The organism is Proteus faecis (assembly GCF_003144395.1).
Lineage (GTDB): Bacteria > Pseudomonadota > Gammaproteobacteria > Enterobacterales > Enterobacteriaceae > Proteus > Proteus faecis.
Map to the genome: position 1 here is coordinate 64,710 of NZ_PENZ01000027.1, position 17,472 is coordinate 82,181.

A 17,472-nucleotide genomic window follows, 5' to 3' on the forward strand; every position below is an offset into this window, starting at 1 on the left:
CAAGGGATTTTTATTTTATTCACAGAGGAAATTAATGGTTACTCGTAATCTGTTTATTCTGTTAAAAATTAAGCATCACGAGGTAAGCCTTTAGTTATTGCCCTTACTAAGCGTTTTTGTTGTGAAGTCTGTATTTTTATCTCTTTTTCATTTCTTTTCGCTATCTGTTGTGCAATCGCCCAGTTTAAATGTTCATCTAAAACATCACTCAATCCAAAGCGTTCTTGCAAGGCAAGTATAATTTTATCTTGATAAGGCGCATTTCCTAACGCCACACTAATATTTCTAAGCCAACGTAAATAACCAATACGGCGGATCGGCGAACCTTCTGTAATACGCAGAAATTTATCTTCACTCCATTGAAACAGATCGAGTAATTCAGGGGTATGAAGCGCTTTTCTTGGGGAGAAATCTTCTTCGTTAGTCAGTGATGAAAAACGATTCCAAGGACAGATAAGTTGGCAATCATCACAACCATAAATGCGATTACCCATGAGAGAGCGAAATTCTTCAGGAATAGCACCATCAAGTTCGATAGTGAGATAAGAAATACAGCGACGAGCATCGATAGTGTAAGGCGCAACAATGGCACCTGTCGGACAGGTTGTTATACAGGCAACACATTTACCGCATTGTTCTTCAACTGGGCTATCAGTAGGTAATGGCAAATCAATCAGTAGTTCACCAAGGAAAAACCAAGAGCCAGCTTGATTGTTAATAACAAGTGAGTGTTTACCAACCCAGCCAAGCCCTGCCTTAACGGCTAATGGGCGTTCCATAATCGGTGCTGAATCAACGAAAGGACGAAAGTTGACGACTCCTTGATATTCAAATTGTTGGCAATATTGTGAAATTCTTTCACCGAGTTTTTTAAGACGCTGTCTTAATACTTTGTGATAATCCCGACCAAGTGCATAACGACTGATATAGCCTTGTTCTGGATTATTTAAGGTTCGTGCAAAAGCTGCATCCGTGGGGAGGTAATTCATTCTGACACTGATAACACGTAATGTACCTGGAACCAATTCATGAGGTCTGGCTCGTGTCATTCCATATTTTTCCATCCATGCCATTTCACCATGATATTGCTTATCTAACCACGCTTGCAGGCGAGGCTCTTCAAGTGATAAGTCCGTATCACATATTCCTGTTTGTTGAAAACCGAGCTCAGAACCCCATAATTTTATGTTTTGAGCGAGAAGATCAAGATCAAGTGATGACATGAATAAACCAAATCAATAAATAGGTAAAAGGTGAGTCCTAAGAGCGCGCAGTGTATCATAGTGAGGCAGTAGGAAAAATCCTCGTAATAAATAGATTTATGGTATGTTATTCGATATTGATTTCGATAACTATTTGCCTTAAGAAAACATATAAAGCTTAGTATTTGATATTCTCCAACGATCTCACTTTATTAAGCCGTTATAACTTAACAATAGATTATATAAATATGAAAGAATGGGTTGTTAAATTAGAAGATGAAGCGGCAACAGTTGAACTAGGGCGTACTGTTGCAATGGCGACGGAGCATCGCGGATTGATCATTTATTTATACGGCGATCTTGGTGCGGGAAAAACAACCTTTTGTCGCGGCTTTTTACAAGCGCTGGGTCATCAAGGACATGTAAAAAGCCCAACGTATACATTAGTTGAGCCTTATATGCTGTCGCCAAATCCGGTTTATCATTTTGATCTTTATCGTTTAGCTTCTGCTGAAGAGCTGGAATTTATGGGAATACGCGACTATTTTGAGCAAGACGCGTTATGCCTTATTGAATGGCCATCGCAAGGCGAAGGCTTTTTACCTAACGCGGATTTAGAACTTCATTTAAGTTACGAAGATGAAGGTCGAAAAGCGCGTTTTGTTGCCCTTTCACAAAGAGGGAATACTGTTTTATCCCGTATTCAGTCTGCATAAAGGAATATTGATTATGTCGAGTCTCATTACTATTGTGAGTCAAAGTCAGCGCTATGTTGTTGCCTTTTTGTTGGTTGCTTTGTCTTTATTTTTTGTGCAAATAGCACAAGCCGCTACTGTGACAGAAGTGAAAGCAGAAAACGGTATTTCAGCAACAACCCTCACATTTACTTTTAGTGATGGGAAGCCGAGTTATCGATATTATTCATTAAAAAGTCCTGACCGTTTGGTGATGGATTTTAAACAGAGCACAAAAATTACAGGATTACCTGCAACACTGGGTAATGGACTGTTAGTCCATAAAATTCGCTCAACGCAATCAAAAGATAGCCAATACCAAAGTATGGTCGTGGAACTTGCTCAGCCGGTTGTGGTGACGGAGAGTTTGGTGAATGTAGGTGCTGGATACAAGTTAGTACTTACTATCAAGGCTATGAGCGGCCGAACAAATAGCAATGCACAATCAACAGTCACTGTTGTTGCGTTATCACCGACAGCAATGACATCAAATTCAAGCGTAAATACAGCTGCAAATATAAATAGGGAAATGGCACCTTTAATTACCAAGTCGACACCAGATGCAGCGCCTATTGTGAAACCACGCGTCACACCTGCAAAACCACAAGCCGGCTCTCGCCAAATTATTATTGCGATAGATGCAGGACATGGTGGGCAAGATCCGGGTGCGATTGGTCAAAAAGGTAATCGTGAAAAAGACGTGACGTTAAGTGTAGCAAGAAAGTTGGAAGCTCGATTACGTAATGATCCTATGTTTAAACCTGTTCTAACACGTAGTGGTGATTATTTTATCTCAGTTGCGGGGCGTTCTGAAGTTGCCCGTAAGCAAAGTGCGAATATGTTAGTGTCTATTCATGCAGACTCTGCACCAAATCGTAGCGCAAGAGGTGCTTCTGTGTGGGTGCTTTCTAATCGACGAGCAAACAGTGAATTAGGTAAGTGGCTTGAACAAAGTGAGAAACAATCTGAATTACTCGGTGGTGCAGGTGATGCATTAGATGGCGCGGATCCTTATTTAAGTCAAACCGTGCTTGATTTGCAGTTTGGTAATTCACAGCGAGTCGGTTATGACGTTGCCGTTGCTGTATTGTCCGAATTAAGAAAAGTGGGGTCATTACATAAGAAAACACCAGAGCATGCGAGCTTAGGTGTTTTACGTTCACCTGATATCCCTTCAATTTTAGTTGAAACTGGCTTTATCAGTCATGCGTCAGAAGAGCAGTTACTGATTTCTGATGTTTATCAAGAGAAACTTGCGGCATCTATTCACGCGGGTTTAAGAAATTATTTTCTGGCTCATCCTTTACAAAACGCGCCTAATTGATTGAGTAGAATGGAATAAAGGTAATGGCAATAAATTTATTACCTCCTCAGCTTGCAAACCAAATTGCCGCAGGGGAAGTTGTTGAAAGACCTGCCTCTGTTGTTAAAGAGTTGCTGGAAAATAGTTTAGATGCAGGCGCGACCTCAATTGATATTGATATCGATAAAGGTGGTGCAAAGCTTATTCGTATTCGTGATAATGGATGTGGTATCAATCGTGATGATTTGAAGTTAGCACTTGCTCGCCATGCAACTAGCAAAATATCAAGTCTTGACGATCTCGAAGCCATAATGAGTATGGGGTTTCGTGGAGAAGCATTAGCGAGCATTAGTTCTGTTTCCCGTTTAATTCTGACATCGCGTACTCAAGATCAAGAAGAAGCATGGCAAGCTTATGCAGAAGGCAGAGATATGGCAGTCACCGTTAAACCTGCCGCTCATCCAGTAGGAAGTACTGTTGAAGTGCTTGATCTCTTTTATAACACGCCGGCAAGACGTAAATTTTTACGGACTGAAAAAACAGAATTTGCACATATCGATGAAGTAGTGCGCCGCATTGCGTTATCGCGTTTTGATGTCACTATCAATCTTACTCATAATGGCAAACGTGTTCGGCAATACCGTGCGGTAAAAGATGAAAGTCAGCAAAATCGCCGTTTGAGTGCGATTTGTGGTAATAATTTTGTTAATCAATCAATGCAGTTATCGTGGGAACATGGTGATTTAGCAATAAAAGGGTGGGTAGAACATCCTTTATCGCCAGTGCAAAGTAGTGAAATTCAGTATTGTTATGTGAATGGACGAATGATGCGTGATAGATTAATTAATCATGCTATTCGCCAAGCTTACGAAGGTTATTTGCAAGGAGAACAGCAACCTTCTTACATTTTGTATTTAAGTGTTGATCCTCACCAAGTCGATGTTAATGTCCATCCAGCTAAACATGAAGTTCGCTTTCATGAATCTCGCTTGGTTCATGATTTTATCTATCAAGGTGTGTTGAGTGTTTTAAGACAAGCAACCCAAGAGCCTTTATCATTAACGTCAGATGATGAAGAAGAACACGAAACAGCGTTAAACTTCCCTGAAAATCGTCAAGTTGCAGGTGAAAACGTATTTTCTCAGCCTTATCAAGCACCAATAGCTCAAACTCCGCTAAATACATCATCACACCAATACAGAGAACGAGAGCAAAACAATAACTCACATCAAAAGCAAGCCTCTCACTTTGGAGGTCGCCATCAGTTTGGTGAAAGTTATCAGCGGACACAAGGCGCGCTTTATCAAAAAATGGTGCAAGAAAGTGTAGCTGCATCAAAAGATAAAGAGAAAATACCACTATTTCCTGAGCGTGCCCCATTGAATTTAGGTGAAATCGTTCATACAACTAATAATACTGAAAAAGATGCCATTTCGGTGATGCCTCGTTCTGTCAATGTGAAAGAGGGACAAAATGATTATACTTTTGGGCGAGTATTGGCAATTTATCAGCACAAATATGCGTTAATAGAATCTTCACAAGGTCTTGGGTTGTTATCATTGGAAGAAGCTGATTTTCTGTTAAAATGTGCACAATTACTGCCTAAAGATGAAACATTGAAGCCACAACCTTTGTTAGTGCCTTTAAAGTTAGCATTGAGTAAAGAGGAGATTAGTGTATTCAATCAGTTTCAATCACTAATCAGTCATTTCGGGATCGTTATCGAAATTTCTCACGGTAAAGCAACAATACATGCAGTATCGTTACCTTTGCGCCAGCAAAATTTACCCGTGTTATTGACAGCATTATTAACCTATTTGTCAGCAGAACAATCTTGTACCAAGCAACAATTAGGACAGTGGTTTGCAAAACAATTAGGAGCCGAGCAGGCGCAATGGACACAAGCTCAAGCAGTAGGGCTATTGGCTGATATTGAAAGATTTTGTCCTCAGTATGTCAGACAGCCAGCAAAAAACTTATTACAATTAATAGATTTACAACCGGTGGTAGTGGCATTAAATAATGAGCGATGTGAATACGCAAATAAAACCTAAAGCAATTTTTCTAATGGGACCTACAGCGTCAGGTAAAACAGCATTAGCAATTGCACTGAGACAGAAACTGCCTGTAGATATTATTAGCGTGGATTCAGCTCTTATCTATCGTGGTATGGATATCGGTACAGCAAAGCCGGATGCGAATGAGCAATCGCTTGCTCCACATCGATTAATTGATATTCTAGACCCAGCATTTCCCTATTCTGCTGCAGATTTTCGACGAGATGCATTAAAGGCAATGGAAGAAATTACTGCAGTTGGACGAATTCCACTATTAGTGGGTGGGACTATGCTATATTTTAAAGCGTTACTTGAAGGTCTATCGCCTTTGCCCAGTGCCAATTCGGATGTTCGTGCTGAAATAGAAAAAAAAGCAGCAGAGCAAGGGTGGGAGGCAATACATAAAGAGTTAGCATTAGTTGATCCTGTTGCAGCACAACGGATCCATCCTAATGATCCTCAACGGCTTTCTCGTGCGTTAGAAGTTTACCTGATTTCAGGTAAGACAATGACGGAATTGACAAAAATATCAGGCGAGTCTTTGCCTTATGATGTTTATCAATTTGCGATTGCTCCGAAAGATAGAAATGTTCTTCACCAACGCATTGAAGCTCGTTTTAAACAGATGTTAACGTGTGGATTTGAAGATGAAGTAAAATCATTGTATGAACGGGGCGATTTGCATGAAGATCTACCTTCTGTACGTTGTGTCGGTTATCGCCAGATGTGGTCATATTTATCAGGCGAAATAGATTATGATGAGATGGTTTATCGAGGGATCTGCGCGACCCGGCAATTAGCGAAGCGACAAATCACCTGGTTAAGGGGTTGGAATAACATTCACTGGCTTGACAGTGAAGATCCAAAACAATCTCTTGACACTGTTTTGCAGGTAGTTAGTGCATAGATGGTAGGTTTGTGTAAAATTGATAGTTGCCAAAGCGCAATTTTTGAGTAGTTCATTTTTCGAACCAATTAGGTTCTAATATAAAACAACAAAATAAGGAAAACATAGAATGGCTAAGGGGCAATCTTTGCAAGATCCTTTCCTGAACGCATTACGTCGTGAAAGGGTTCCCGTTTCTATCTATTTGGTAAACGGCATTAAATTGCAGGGTCAGATCGAATCTTTTGACCAATTTGTTATTTTGCTGAAAAACACAGTAAGTCAGATGGTATATAAACATGCTATCTCTACCGTGGTACCTTCGCGTCCTGTTTCTCATCATAGCAACACAGGCACGAACCAAACGGGTACAGGCTACAATGGTGGCACTGCTCAGCAGGATGAAGTTGCAGAATAATAAGCCAATATTATTCTTGATATAAGAAAAACATAGGTAGGGAGACTTTACCTATGTTTTTTCCTGTTTTTATAAAGTCTAAGAGGTTTCGCCTTTGTTTGATCGTTATGAAGGTGGCGAATTAGCCGTTTTAGTGCACGTATTCTTTTCTCAAGAAAAGGACGTTGAGGATTTGCAAGAATTTGAATCTTTGGTGACATCTGCGGGTGTTAAACCAGTTCAAATTATTACAGGAAATCGTAAAGCACCTCATCCTAAATATTATGTGGGTGAAGGTAAGGCAGAAGAAATTGCCGAAGCTGTAAAAGCAAGTGGTGCAGATGTTGTTTTATTTAATCATGCACTGACACCTGCACAAGAACGAAATCTGGAAAGACTTTGTGAATGCCGAGTGGTTGATCGCACGGGAGTTATCCTTGATATTTTTGCTCAAAGAGCAAGAACCCATGAAGGAAAATTACAGGTAGAACTCGCCCAGTTACGTCACTTATCAACCCGTTTAGTCAGAGGGTGGACTCACCTTGAAAGACAAAAAGGGGGGATCGGGTTACGAGGACCAGGTGAAACTCAGCTAGAAACAGACCGTCGCTTACTCCGAGGTAAAATTAGTCAAATTCTAATGCGATTGGGTAGGGTTGAGCGTCAGCGTGAACAAGGACGACAAGCGCGGAGTAAAGCTGATATTCCAACATTATCTCTTGTTGGTTACACGAATGCGGGGAAATCGAGTTTATTTAATCATATTACCTGCTCTGATGTATATGCAGCAGATCAGCTCTTTGCAACATTAGATCCGACACTAAGACGTATTCAAGTCGAGGACGTGGGAACGGTTGTATTAGCCGATACTGTTGGATTTATTCGACATTTACCTCATGATCTTGTTGCTGCTTTTAAAGCCACTTTGCAAGAAACACGAGAAGCAACCTTACTTCTTCATGTTATTGATGCAGCAGATAGCCGTTTTGAGGAAAATATTCATGCAGTTGAACATGTATTAGAAGAGATTGATGCTCAAGAAATACCAACACTGCATGTTATGAACAAAATTGATCTTCTTGAAGACTTCACTCCAAGAATTGATCGAAATGAAGAAAACTTACCCGTTAGGGTTTGGGTTTCTGCACAAACAGGTGAAGGCATTCCTCTGTTGTATCAGGCGTTAACAGAACGTCTTTCAGGTGAGATCGCACACTTTGAATTACGTTTACCGCCAGAAGATACAGGGCGATTACGTAGTCGTTTTTATCAATTACAGTCAATAGAACGTGAATGGATTGAAAAAGACGGTAAAGTTGGGCTAATCATACGTATGCCTATGGTAGACTGGCGCCGCCTTTGCAAGCAGGAACCAAATTTATTGGATTACGTGGTCTAATATTCGGCCATAATAAAGAACATTAACTGAGAGCTGGCGACGAAATCGGCTCTTAAGCCTGATAAATCTAATCATAATAATGGAGCTAGAACATGGCGTGGAATCAGCCCGGTAACAACGGACAAGACCGCGACCCGTGGGGTAACCGAAACAGCGGCAATAATAATGGCGATGGCAACGGTAACTCTAACGGTAATCAAGGAGGTCGGAATCGTGGAGCATCAGATCTCGATGATATGTTCCGTAAACTGAGTGAAAAGCTTGGTGGTTTCGGCGGTAAAAAAGGTGGAAACTCCTCTTCTGGGCAAAATGGCGGTCCTCGTAGCAATGCTGGAAATCTTTTGATTTCTCTTGCGTTAGGTGCGGTTGTCGTGGTTTGGGCTGCAAGTGGTTTTTATACCATCAAAGAGGCAGAGCAAGGCGTAGTGACGCGTTTTGGTAAATTTTACCAAATCGTTGAACCTGGTCTGAACTGGAAACCAACTTTTATTGATGAAGTTCAGCCTGTTAACGTAAAAACTATCCGTGATTTAACCACGGGTGGCATGATGTTAACGTCAGATGAAAACATGGTTCAAGTTGAGATAAACGTGCAGTATGTTGTCTCCGATCCAGAAACATTTCTGTTTAACCTGACAACACCAATTAACAGCTTAGGTCAGGCGACTGACAGTGCAGTACGTGGTGTTATTGGTCGTTCAGAAATGGAAAAAATTCTGACTTCTAACCGCTCAGAAATTCGTGACCAGACACGTCAAGAATTAGAAGAGACCATCCGCCCTTATAACATGGGTATTTCGATTGTGGACGTCAACTTCCAAGTTGCTCGCCCACCAGAAGCGGTAAAAGCAGCATTTGATGACGTTATCGCTGCGCGTGAAGAAGAACAAAAAACAATTCGTCAAGCTGAAGCTTATAAAAACGAAGTGTTACCGTTAGCAAAAGGTAACGCACAACGTATGATTGAAGAAGCGACTGCTTATAAAACCAGTGTGGTAATGAAAGCAGAAGGTGAGGTAGCAAGCTTTGCTAAAATCTTACCTGAATATCGTGCTGCTCCTGAAATTACTCGCGAACGTCTTTACATTGAAACGATGGAAAAAGTGCTATCAAAAACACGTAAAGTCATCGCTAATGATAAAGGTAACAGCATGTTAGTGCTGCCTTTAGAGCAAATGTTACGTCAGCAATCTCAAGCGACTACACCATCAAATAAGTTTGAGGCGCCTGCTCGTATCAACACACCCGCTCCAACTGTAAATCCAGCACCGGCACAAAAACCAGCAACAACGACTTATGGTAATGGTGGATATGGTAGTAATAATGGCGGTTATGGTCAGCCTTATGGCAATAATCAAGGAGGACAATAATCATGCGTAAAGTTATCGCTGTTGTTGCAGTTATTATTTTAGCGTTGTTGTACTCTTCTGTATTTGTCGTTCAACAGTATGAGCGTGGCATTATTTTACGCTTTGCGAAAGTTGTGCGAGATGCTGAAAATAAACCCGTTGTTTATGAACCGGGTCTTCACTTTAAAATTCCATTTATTGAGAATGTGAAAAAACTGGATGCGCGTATTCAAACTATGAATATCCAGCAAGACCGTTTCTTATCAGGTGAGAATAAAGACTTATTAGTTGACTCTTATCTGAAATGGCGTATCAGTGATTTCAGCACCTACTATCTGGCAACAGGTGGTGGTAACACAATGCAGGCTGAAACTTTACTGCGTCGTAAATTCAGTGACCGTTTACGTTCTGAAATTGGTCGTATGAGCGTAAACCAGATTATTACGGATTCTCGTGGTCGTTTAACCATTGATGTTCGTAATGCGCTGAATGAAGGTACGCCATCTCGTGATTCAAGTGCTGCTGATGATGCAATCGCAATCGCTGCTAAAAAAGTCGCTGAGGAAACTAAAGGCCAAGCTCCAGCTATTAATATGAACAGTATGGCGGCTTTAGGTATTGAAGTGATTGATGTTCGAATCAAACAAATCAACTTACCTATGGAAGTTTCTGAAGCAATTTATCAGCGTATGCGTGCAGAGCGTGAAGCTGTTGCTCGTCGTCACCGCTCACAAGGTCAAGAGCAAGCTGTGAAAATTCGTGCAGCTGCGGATAAGACCGTAACAGAAACACTTGCGGAGTCTGAGCGTGAATCATTACGTCTTCGCGGTGAAGGTGATGCTCAGGCAACTAAGCTGTTTGCTGATGCGTTTAGCCAAGATCCAGACTTCTATGCTTTCATTCGTAGCTTACGTGCTTATGAGAAAAGCTTTAACCAAGATGGTAATGACGTCATGGTATTAAGCCCAGATAGCGATTTCTTACGCTATATGAAAGCACCAACAAAAGCGCGGGCAATTGAAGAGTAATTTCCAAACGTATTAAACCGTTTGAGTAAATTATAAAATCCTCCACCTTAAAAAGTGGGGGATTTTTTTTGGGATATTAATAAGTTAATGCTAGTAATCAAGCTAAGAAATAAATAATTGTGCATAAAAAGATGAAAATTTACGCTTAATGGTTTCCAAAATGGTTTTAGCTGGGATAGTATAAAGTGAAAATTGCATTTCAAGATAAACCTTCGGCAATTCCGAAGCGTATTCTTCGCCATTTTCACTTTTATGTCACTCTGCTTCCTGTTTTTGCGATCAAAACTGTTGATAAAATTCACAATGCGTTTGTGATGCGGATTTTTGGGGCGAAAATATTGACAATGGCAAGATTATCTATTGCTTAAAGGCGGGGATGACATAATTAGATAAAATCTACTGTAACTCTTGAATTGAGATGGTAGAATCCTTTTTTAAGCAACCGAGTGTATTTTGAAATGAGTAATAACGTTGTCGTATTGGGCACCCAGTGGGGTGACGAAGGCAAAGGCAAGATAGTCGATTTGCTGACAGAACGCGCTAAATATGTTGTTCGCTACCAAGGTGGACATAACGCAGGCCACACTCTAGTCATTGACGGTGAAAAAACCGTTCTTCATTTGATCCCATCAGGCATTCTCCGTGAAAATGTTGTTAGCATCATAGCAAACGGTGTCGTGTTATCACCGGAAGCACTGATGAAGGAAATGACCCAACTTGAAGATCGTGGCATTCCTGTTCGCTCTCGTTTACTTCTGTCTGAAGCTTGCCCATTAATCCTTCCTTATCACATCGCATTAGACAATGCTCGTGAGAAAGCACGTGGCGAAAAAGCTATCGGTACAACAGGTCGTGGTATCGGTCCTGCATACGAAGATAAAGTTGCTCGTCGCGGTTTACGTGTTGGCGATCTGTTTGATAAAAAAGCGTTTGCACAAAAACTCAAAGAAATCATCGAATACCATAACTTCCAACTGGTGAACTACTACCAAGTTGAACCTGTTGATTACCAAAAAACCTTAGACGATATCATGGCAATCGCTGATATTCTGACAGGTATGGTTGTTGATGTTTCTGACTTACTGTACAAAGCAACACAAAACGGTGAGCTAGTGATGTTTGAGGGTGCACAAGGCACTTTATTAGACATCGACCACGGTACTTATCCGTATGTTACCTCTTCAAACACAACCGCTGGTGGTGTCGCAACAGGTTCAGGTTTAGGCCCTCGCTATGTTGGTTACGTATTAGGGATCATCAAAGCTTACTCTACTCGTGTAGGTGCAGGTCCATTCCCAACTGAATTGTTTGATGAAGTGGGTGACTTCTTACGTGAGAAAGGCCAAGAGTTTGGTGCAACAACAGGTCGTAGCCGTCGTACTGGTTGGTTAGATATCATCGCTATTCGTCGCGCGGTTCAAATCAACTCACTGTCCGGTTTCTGCATGACGAAACTGGATGTGTTAGATGGTTTGAAAGAAGTGAAACTGTGTGTAGGTTATCGTTTACCAAATGGTGAAGTGATTGATACAACACCTTTAGCTGCCGATAATTGGGAAGGTATCGAGCCTATCTATGAAGCAATGCCAGGTTGGAACGAAAGTACTTTTGGTGTGAAAGATCGTGCTCAATTGCCACAAGCAGCGCTGAACTACATCAAACGTGTAGAAGAGTTAACTGGCGTTCCTGTTGATATCGTTTCTACTGGTCCAGACCGTTCAGAAACCATCATTCTCCGTCATCCATTTGATGCTTAATCTGCATTAAATTGGTTTGATGTGAAAATCGTCCCTGAAAATGACAGGGGCGATTTTTTCGTATCTGTTTGCTGGTGAAATTAAGATAAAAATACGCGTTACACACATAAGATAAGACAGCTTTACACTCGGTTTTGCTTCTGTTTTATCCGTAATGAGTAGAAAACAATAAGACAATGTTATTGTTGTAATGTCAGAAATAGAAAAGCGATCTGTTGAAAATCGACAGTATCGCTTTTTCTTTGTCTGTGATGTCGCTATTATTTTGTTAATAACCAAGTGAGCGGTAGCAATAACTCACTTTTGAGTATATCTTTGATAAATGTCCAAAAATTAAACATAATATTGCTTAATAAAATGATATTCTCATTAATAATTACTTATCCCTTAACGATTTTAATAGGGAAAACCACTTTTCAGAGGTCATTGTGCAATTAACCAGTTTTACAGATTATGGATTGCGGGCATTGATATATATGGCTTCATTGCCAGAAGGCAAAATGACGAGTATCACTGAAGTGACTCAAGTTTATGGTGTCTCGCGTAACCATATGGTGAAAATTATTAATCAACTTAGTCATTTAGGTTTTGTTGAGGCTATTCGTGGTAAAAATGGAGGGATCCGTTTAGGTAAGCCTGCAACAGACATCATTGTGGGTGAGGTTGTTCGTGCTTTAGAGCCACTTTCATTAGTAAACTGTAGCGCTGAGTTTTGCCACATTACCCCTGCGTGTCGACTAAAACTGGTCTTGAATCAGGCAATTGAGCAGTTTTTGAAAGAGTTAGACCGTCACACACTCGCTGAGCTAGTTGAAAATAATAGCTCCTTATATAAATTGTTATTAGAAGATGTTTGAGTCTACTATTTCATCAAATCTGATAGCTTGGAGGTCATAATGTCAAAAGATCCTTTTCAGGATAGAGAAGCAGAAAAATACGCCTCTCCAATTGCTAGTCGCGAATATATTTTAGAAGAAATGAAAAAACGCACGGCACCAATGAGCCGTGAAGATTTAGCACAGGCGTTAAAAATTTCAGGTGAAGAAGACTTAGAAGCGTTACGTCGTCGTTTAAGAGCGATGGAGCGTGATGGTCAATTAGTTTTTACCCGTCGCCAGTGCTACGCGTTACCTGAACGCCTTGATTTATGGAAAGGGAAGGTAATCGGTCACCGTGATGGTTATGGTTTTTTACGTGCAGAAGGTCAAAAAGATGACCTCTATCTTTCACAAGATGAAATGAAAAAAACTATGCATGGCGATGTTATCCTTGCTCAACCTTTAGGTATGGATAGAAAGGGACGCCGTGAAGGTCGTGTTGTTCGAGTGATAGAGCCACGAAATAACCAAATTGTAGGTCGCTATTTTATTGAGTCAGGTATGGGATTTGTTGTACCTGATGATAGCCGTTTAAGCTTTGATATTCTTATTCCTAAAGAAGATATCATGGGCGCACGAATGGGAAATGTGGTTGTTGTTGAAATCACAACAAGACCAACCCGTCGCACCCAAGCTGTAGGCCGTATTGTCGAGATTTTAGGTGAAACGATGGGAACGGGTATTGCGGTAGAAATCGCATTACGTACTCATGAAATTCCTTATACATGGCCTGCGAAAGTTACAAAAGAAGTGGCTGATTTAAAAGAAGAAGTACCAGAGTCAGCTAAAGAAGGACGTGTTGATTTACGAGACTTACCTTTAATTACGATTGACGGTGAAGATGCGCGAGACTTTGATGACGCTGTTTATTGTCAACGTAAAAAAGGGGGCGGCTGGCGTTTATGGGTTGCGATTGCTGATGTGAGCTATTATGTACGTCCACAAACAGCATTAGATACAGAAGCACGTAGCCGAGGAAACTCTGTTTATTTCCCTTCTCAAGTAGTACCGATGTTGCCAGAAGTTCTGTCTAATGGATTATGTTCATTAAATCCACAGGTTGACCGTTTGTGTATGGTCTGTGAGATGACGGTTTCTGAGCAAGGACGCCTTTCTTCTTATAGATTCTATGAAGCGGTGATGAGTTCTCATGCTCGAATGACTTACACCAAAGTGTGGAAAATCATTCAAGGTGATGAAGAACTGCGTGCGCACTATAAGCCTATCGTTAAAGATATTGAACATCTGTATGAGTTATACCAAGCGTTAGACAATGCACGTAAACAACGTGGTGCGATTGGTTTTGAATCAGAAGAAGCGAAGTTTATCTTTAATGCAGAGCGTCGTATTGAGCGTATTGAGCCAGTTATTCGCAATGATGCACACAAATTGATTGAAGAGTGTATGATCCTTGCTAATATCGCAGCCGCTCGCTTTGTTGAGAAAAACGAAGAACCTGCGCTTTACCGTATTCATGATAAACCTAAAGAAGATAGCGTTTTGAATCTACGCTCTGTCTTTAATGAATTAGGTTTAACGTTGCCAGGAGGCTTAACGCCAGAGCCAGCAGATTATGCACGAGTCATGAAAGAGGTTGAAGATAGACCTGATCGTGAAATGCTGCAAACCATGATTTTGCGCTCAATGAAACAGGCAATTTACGATCCTGAGAATCGTGGACACTTTGGTTTAGCATTAAAATCTTATGCGCACTTTACTTCACCAATTCGCCGTTATCCTGATTTAGCCCTTCATCGTGCAATTAAATATCTGATTGCTAAAGAAAAAGGCCATGGTTCACAACGTTGGACACCAACTGGTGGCTACCATAGTGATATGGACACCATGCTACAATTAGGTGAACACTGTTCTCTAACTGAACGTCGGGCTGATGAAGCTACACGAGATGTGGCTGATTGGCTGAAATGTGATTTTATGCTGGATCAAATTGGTCAACAGTTTACTGGTATAATCACCAGCGTAACGGGTTTTGGTTTCTTTGTTCGCTTAAATGATCTGTTTATTGATGGTCTGGTACATGTTTCTACATTAAATAATGATTACTATCAGTATGATAATGTAGGACAACGCTTAATTGGTGAGTCTTCTGGGCAAGTTTATCGCCTTGGTGATGAAGTGGAAGTAAAAGTTGAAGCAGTGAGTATGGATGAACGTACTATCGACTTTTCTTTAATTTCAACAACACGCACTGCACGTAATCCGGGTAAAACAGCCCGTGTTCGTGGTTTAAAAGGTGAAAAAGACAAGAAAAATGCAAGTTCTAGCAAGTCTCGTCGTCGTGATGCAAGCAAGGATAAAAACTTTGAGCCAGATAGTGCCTTCAAAAAAGGTAAATCATCAGGTCGAGGTAATGCGAGCAAAGATAAAGCCGTAAAAGACCAAGTTGCGAAAGATAAAGCAAGTAGCAAACGTAAGAAAGCATCATCACAAACCAAAAAGATAGAGGCAAAGCTTAAAGCTAAACGTGCAGCCAAACGTGATAATGCATAACGTTTTGTTCTTCTGATCTTTTTTAAAGGCGGCGATCCCGCCTTTTATCTGTTTTGTGCCTTTTATTTTTTAATGAGTAAGCACCGCTATGAGCGAAGAAATTATTTATGGTATTCACGCAGTAACCGCATTACTTGAGCGTGACCCTGTACGTTTTAAAGAAGTTTATGTATTAAAAGGGCGAGAAGATCGCCGTTTAACCCCTGTTATTCATGAATTAGAAGCTCAAGGTATTTTGGTTCAAGTGGCTAATCGTCAATGGTTAGATAGCCAAACAGAGGGGGCTGTTCACCAAGGTATTATTGCAAAAGTTAAACCTGGTCGTCAGTATCAAGAACAAGATTTACCTGACTTGTTAGCTAAAGTCGATACACCTTTCTTATTAGTGCTAGATGGTGTTACTGATCCCCATAATTTAGGGGCTTGTTTGCGTAGCGCAGATGCAGCCGGTGTACATGCTGTTATCGTGCCGAAAGATCGTTCTGCACAATTAAACGCAACAGCTAAAAAAGTGGCTTGTGGTGCAGCAGAAAGCGTGCCTTTAATTAAAGTGACTAACCTTGCTCGTACATTACGTTTCCTGCAAGAAGAGAATATTTGGATTGTTGGCACGGCAGGCGAAGCAGATCATACTTTATATCAAAGCAAACTTACTGGCCCAATGGCATTAGTGATGGGGGCTGAAGGTGAAGGTATGCGTCGTTTAACACGTGAGCATTGTGATGAACTGATCAGTATCCCGATGGCGGGTACAGTATCTTCACTCAACGTTTCTGTAGCAACTGGCGTTTGTTTATTTGAAGCGATGCGTCAGCGTATTACTGTGAAATGATTGCGTGAAATAATCGCTGAGTTTATTTTATTCTCTATACTCCCTTGAGTTTTATTGGCCGCGGGGGTATAGTTACGCGTCAATTTTTTCAGTCACAACTTAAACAAGTTCCTTGCCTCCATGGGTGGTGACTGACCCTGACAGGAGGCTGATAAATCCGTAAGGAGCAATATCAAATGCGTCATTACGAAATCGTTTTTATGGTTCATCCTGACCAGAGCGAACAAGTTCCGGGCATGATCGAGCGTTATAAAACCGCTATCACTAATGCAAATGGTCAGATCCACCGTCTAGAAGACTGGGGTCGTCGTCAATTAGCTTATCCAATCAACAAACTGCACAAAGCACACTACGTTCTGATGAACGTTGAAGCTCCGCAGGAAGTGATTGATGAACTGGAAACTACTTTCCGTTTCAACGATGCCGTTCTCCGCAACATGATTATGCGTACTAAACACGCAGTAACTGAAGCTTCTCCAATGGTTAAAGCAAAAGACGAACGCCGTCGTGATATCGCTGATGACCTCGATGAAGAAGAAGTTGATGATGTAGCAGAGGATTCTGAAGAGTAATTAGTGCTGTGACGGCTAATAATCATTTGGTGCTAACTGGCACAGTGTGCAAAGCATTAATTCGAAAAGTTAGCCCCGCTGGGATCCCGCACTGTCAATTTGTTATTGAACATCGTTCGATACAAGAAGAGGCGGGATTAAAAAGACAATCGTGGTGCCGAATGCCCATTATTGCTAGCGGGAAAGCGTTACAAGCAGTTACTCACAGTATAACGGTCGGCAGCCAAATCACCGTTTCTGGATTCATTAGTAGCCATCAGGCACGAAATGGATTGTTTAAATTGGTGCTTCATGCCGAGCAGATTGAATTGATAGATTCTGGAGACTAGCCATATGGCACGTTATTTCCGTCGTCGTAAGTTCTGCCGTTTCACAGCAGAAGGCGTACAAGAGATCGATTATAAAGATATCGCTACGCTGAAAAACTATATCACTGAAAGTGGTAAAATTGTACCAAGTCGTATCACCGGTACTCGTGCAAAATACCAGCGTCAGCTGGCTCGTGCTATCAAGCGCGCACGCTACCTGTCTTTATTACCTTATACTGATCGTCATCAGTAATAGGTA

General features: G+C 41.1%; 17 protein-coding genes. 16 read left to right on the forward strand and 1 reads right to left on the reverse strand.

The window, feature by feature from the left end:
• Positions 1-68: 68 nt before the first annotated feature.
• Positions 69-1,223 (reverse strand): tRNA epoxyqueuosine(34) reductase QueG, encoded by a 1,155-nt coding sequence (queG, locus tag DK858_RS06185; RefSeq protein WP_109396647.1) that lies wholly within the window; start codon positions 1,221-1,223, stop codon positions 69-71.
• Between the two features lie 227 nt (positions 1,224-1,450).
• Between queG and tsaE the strand changes: the two genes are divergently transcribed.
• The 16 genes from tsaE to rpsR all read left to right on the forward strand — a co-directional run bounded on the left by tsaE (position 1,451) and on the right by rpsR (position 17,466).
• Positions 1,451-1,918 (forward strand): tRNA (adenosine(37)-N6)-threonylcarbamoyltransferase complex ATPase subunit type 1 TsaE, encoded by a 468-nt coding sequence (gene tsaE / locus DK858_RS06190; protein WP_109396649.1) that lies wholly within the window; start codon positions 1,451-1,453, stop codon positions 1,916-1,918.
• A gap of 13 nt (positions 1,919-1,931) precedes the next feature.
• On the forward strand, positions 1,932-3,260 hold the full coding sequence (locus tag DK858_RS06195; RefSeq protein ID WP_109396651.1) for an N-acetylmuramoyl-L-alanine amidase: 1,329 nt from the start codon (positions 1,932-1,934) through the stop codon (positions 3,258-3,260).
• A 23-nt stretch (positions 3,261-3,283) separates the two neighbouring features.
• Positions 3,284-5,293, forward strand: coding sequence for a DNA mismatch repair endonuclease MutL (gene mutL / locus DK858_RS06200; RefSeq protein ID WP_109396653.1), 2,010 nt, complete (start codon positions 3,284-3,286; stop codon positions 5,291-5,293).
• On the forward strand, positions 5,262-6,203 hold the full coding sequence (gene miaA, locus DK858_RS06205; RefSeq protein ID WP_109396655.1) for a tRNA (adenosine(37)-N6)-dimethylallyltransferase MiaA: 942 nt from the start codon (positions 5,262-5,264) through the stop codon (positions 6,201-6,203). Before mutL ends, miaA begins: the two co-directional genes overlap by 32 nt.
• Before the next feature lie 109 nt (positions 6,204-6,312).
• Positions 6,313-6,600: an RNA chaperone Hfq gene (gene hfq / locus DK858_RS06210; protein WP_109396656.1), complete on the forward strand. Its 288-nt coding sequence runs from the start codon at positions 6,313-6,315 to the stop codon at positions 6,598-6,600.
• A 94-nt stretch (positions 6,601-6,694) separates the two neighbouring features.
• Entirely contained in the window at positions 6,695-7,978 is a 1,284-nt protein-coding gene (hflX, locus tag DK858_RS06215; protein WP_109396658.1) for a ribosome rescue GTPase HflX, read from the forward strand.
• A 92-nt stretch (positions 7,979-8,070) separates the two neighbouring features.
• Entirely contained in the window at positions 8,071-9,348 is a 1,278-nt protein-coding gene (gene hflK, locus DK858_RS06220; RefSeq protein ID WP_109396660.1) for an FtsH protease activity modulator HflK, read from the forward strand.
• Between the two features lie 2 nt (positions 9,349-9,350).
• Entirely contained in the window at positions 9,351-10,355 is a 1,005-nt protein-coding gene (hflC, locus tag DK858_RS06225; RefSeq protein ID WP_109396662.1) for a protease modulator HflC, read from the forward strand.
• 185 nt (positions 10,356-10,540) lie between these two features.
• The gene (locus DK858_RS06230) at positions 10,541-10,723 is read left to right on the forward strand and encodes a hypothetical protein (RefSeq protein ID WP_109396664.1); all 183 of its coding nucleotides are present in this window, start codon (positions 10,541-10,543) and stop codon (positions 10,721-10,723) included.
• A 90-nt stretch (positions 10,724-10,813) separates the two neighbouring features.
• Positions 10,814-12,112 carry an adenylosuccinate synthase gene (locus tag DK858_RS06235; protein ID WP_109396802.1) on the forward strand — a complete coding sequence of 433 codons (1,299 nt, stop codon included), beginning with the start codon at positions 10,814-10,816 and terminating at the stop codon, positions 12,110-12,112.
• Positions 12,113-12,540: 428 nt separating this feature from the next.
• Positions 12,541-12,969, forward strand: coding sequence for a nitric oxide-sensing transcriptional repressor NsrR (nsrR, locus tag DK858_RS06240; protein WP_036914714.1), 429 nt, complete (start codon positions 12,541-12,543; stop codon positions 12,967-12,969).
• 39 nt (positions 12,970-13,008) lie between these two features.
• Complete coding sequence (rnr, locus tag DK858_RS06245; RefSeq protein WP_109396666.1) at positions 13,009-15,501, forward strand: ribonuclease R; 2,493 nt, start codon at positions 13,009-13,011, stop codon at positions 15,499-15,501.
• 100 nt (positions 15,502-15,601) lie between these two features.
• Complete coding sequence (gene rlmB / locus DK858_RS06250; protein ID WP_162556446.1) at positions 15,602-16,333, forward strand: 23S rRNA (guanosine(2251)-2'-O)-methyltransferase RlmB; 732 nt, start codon at positions 15,602-15,604, stop codon at positions 16,331-16,333.
• 176 nt (positions 16,334-16,509) lie between these two features.
• The gene (gene rpsF / locus DK858_RS06255) at positions 16,510-16,905 is read left to right on the forward strand and encodes a 30S ribosomal protein S6 (protein ID WP_064718598.1); all 396 of its coding nucleotides are present in this window, start codon (positions 16,510-16,512) and stop codon (positions 16,903-16,905) included.
• Between the two features lie 8 nt (positions 16,906-16,913).
• Positions 16,914-17,234, forward strand: coding sequence for a primosomal replication protein N (priB, locus tag DK858_RS06260; RefSeq protein WP_006535746.1), 321 nt, complete (start codon positions 16,914-16,916; stop codon positions 17,232-17,234).
• 4 nt (positions 17,235-17,238) lie between these two features.
• Complete coding sequence (gene rpsR / locus DK858_RS06265; protein WP_000135199.1) at positions 17,239-17,466, forward strand: 30S ribosomal protein S18; 228 nt, start codon at positions 17,239-17,241, stop codon at positions 17,464-17,466.
• Positions 17,467-17,472: the final 6 nt, after the last annotated feature.

Bases quoted from the DNA above. Each gene is read 5' to 3' on its own strand.
- queG (WP_109396647.1), bottom strand. From the start codon at position 1,223: ATGTCATCACTTGATCTTGATCTTCTCGCTCAAAACATAAAATTATGG.
- tsaE (WP_109396649.1), top strand. From the start codon at position 1,451: ATGAAAGAATGGGTTGTTAAATTAGAAGATGAAGCGGCAACAGTTGAA.
- DK858_RS06195 (WP_109396651.1), top strand. From the start codon at position 1,932: ATGTCGAGTCTCATTACTATTGTGAGTCAAAGTCAGCGCTATGTTGTT.
- mutL (WP_109396653.1), top strand. From the start codon at position 3,284: ATGGCAATAAATTTATTACCTCCTCAGCTTGCAAACCAAATTGCCGCA.
- miaA (WP_109396655.1), top strand. From the start codon at position 5,262: ATGAGCGATGTGAATACGCAAATAAAACCTAAAGCAATTTTTCTAATG.
- hfq (WP_109396656.1), top strand. From the start codon at position 6,313: ATGGCTAAGGGGCAATCTTTGCAAGATCCTTTCCTGAACGCATTACGT.
- hflK (WP_109396660.1), top strand. From the start codon at position 8,071: ATGGCGTGGAATCAGCCCGGTAACAACGGACAAGACCGCGACCCGTGG.
- hflC (WP_109396662.1), top strand. From the start codon at position 9,351: ATGCGTAAAGTTATCGCTGTTGTTGCAGTTATTATTTTAGCGTTGTTG.
- DK858_RS06235 (WP_109396802.1), top strand. From the start codon at position 10,814: ATGAGTAATAACGTTGTCGTATTGGGCACCCAGTGGGGTGACGAAGGC.
- rnr (WP_109396666.1), top strand. From the start codon at position 13,009: ATGTCAAAAGATCCTTTTCAGGATAGAGAAGCAGAAAAATACGCCTCT.
- rpsF (WP_064718598.1), top strand. From the start codon at position 16,510: ATGCGTCATTACGAAATCGTTTTTATGGTTCATCCTGACCAGAGCGAA.
- rpsR (WP_000135199.1), top strand. From the start codon at position 17,239: ATGGCACGTTATTTCCGTCGTCGTAAGTTCTGCCGTTTCACAGCAGAA.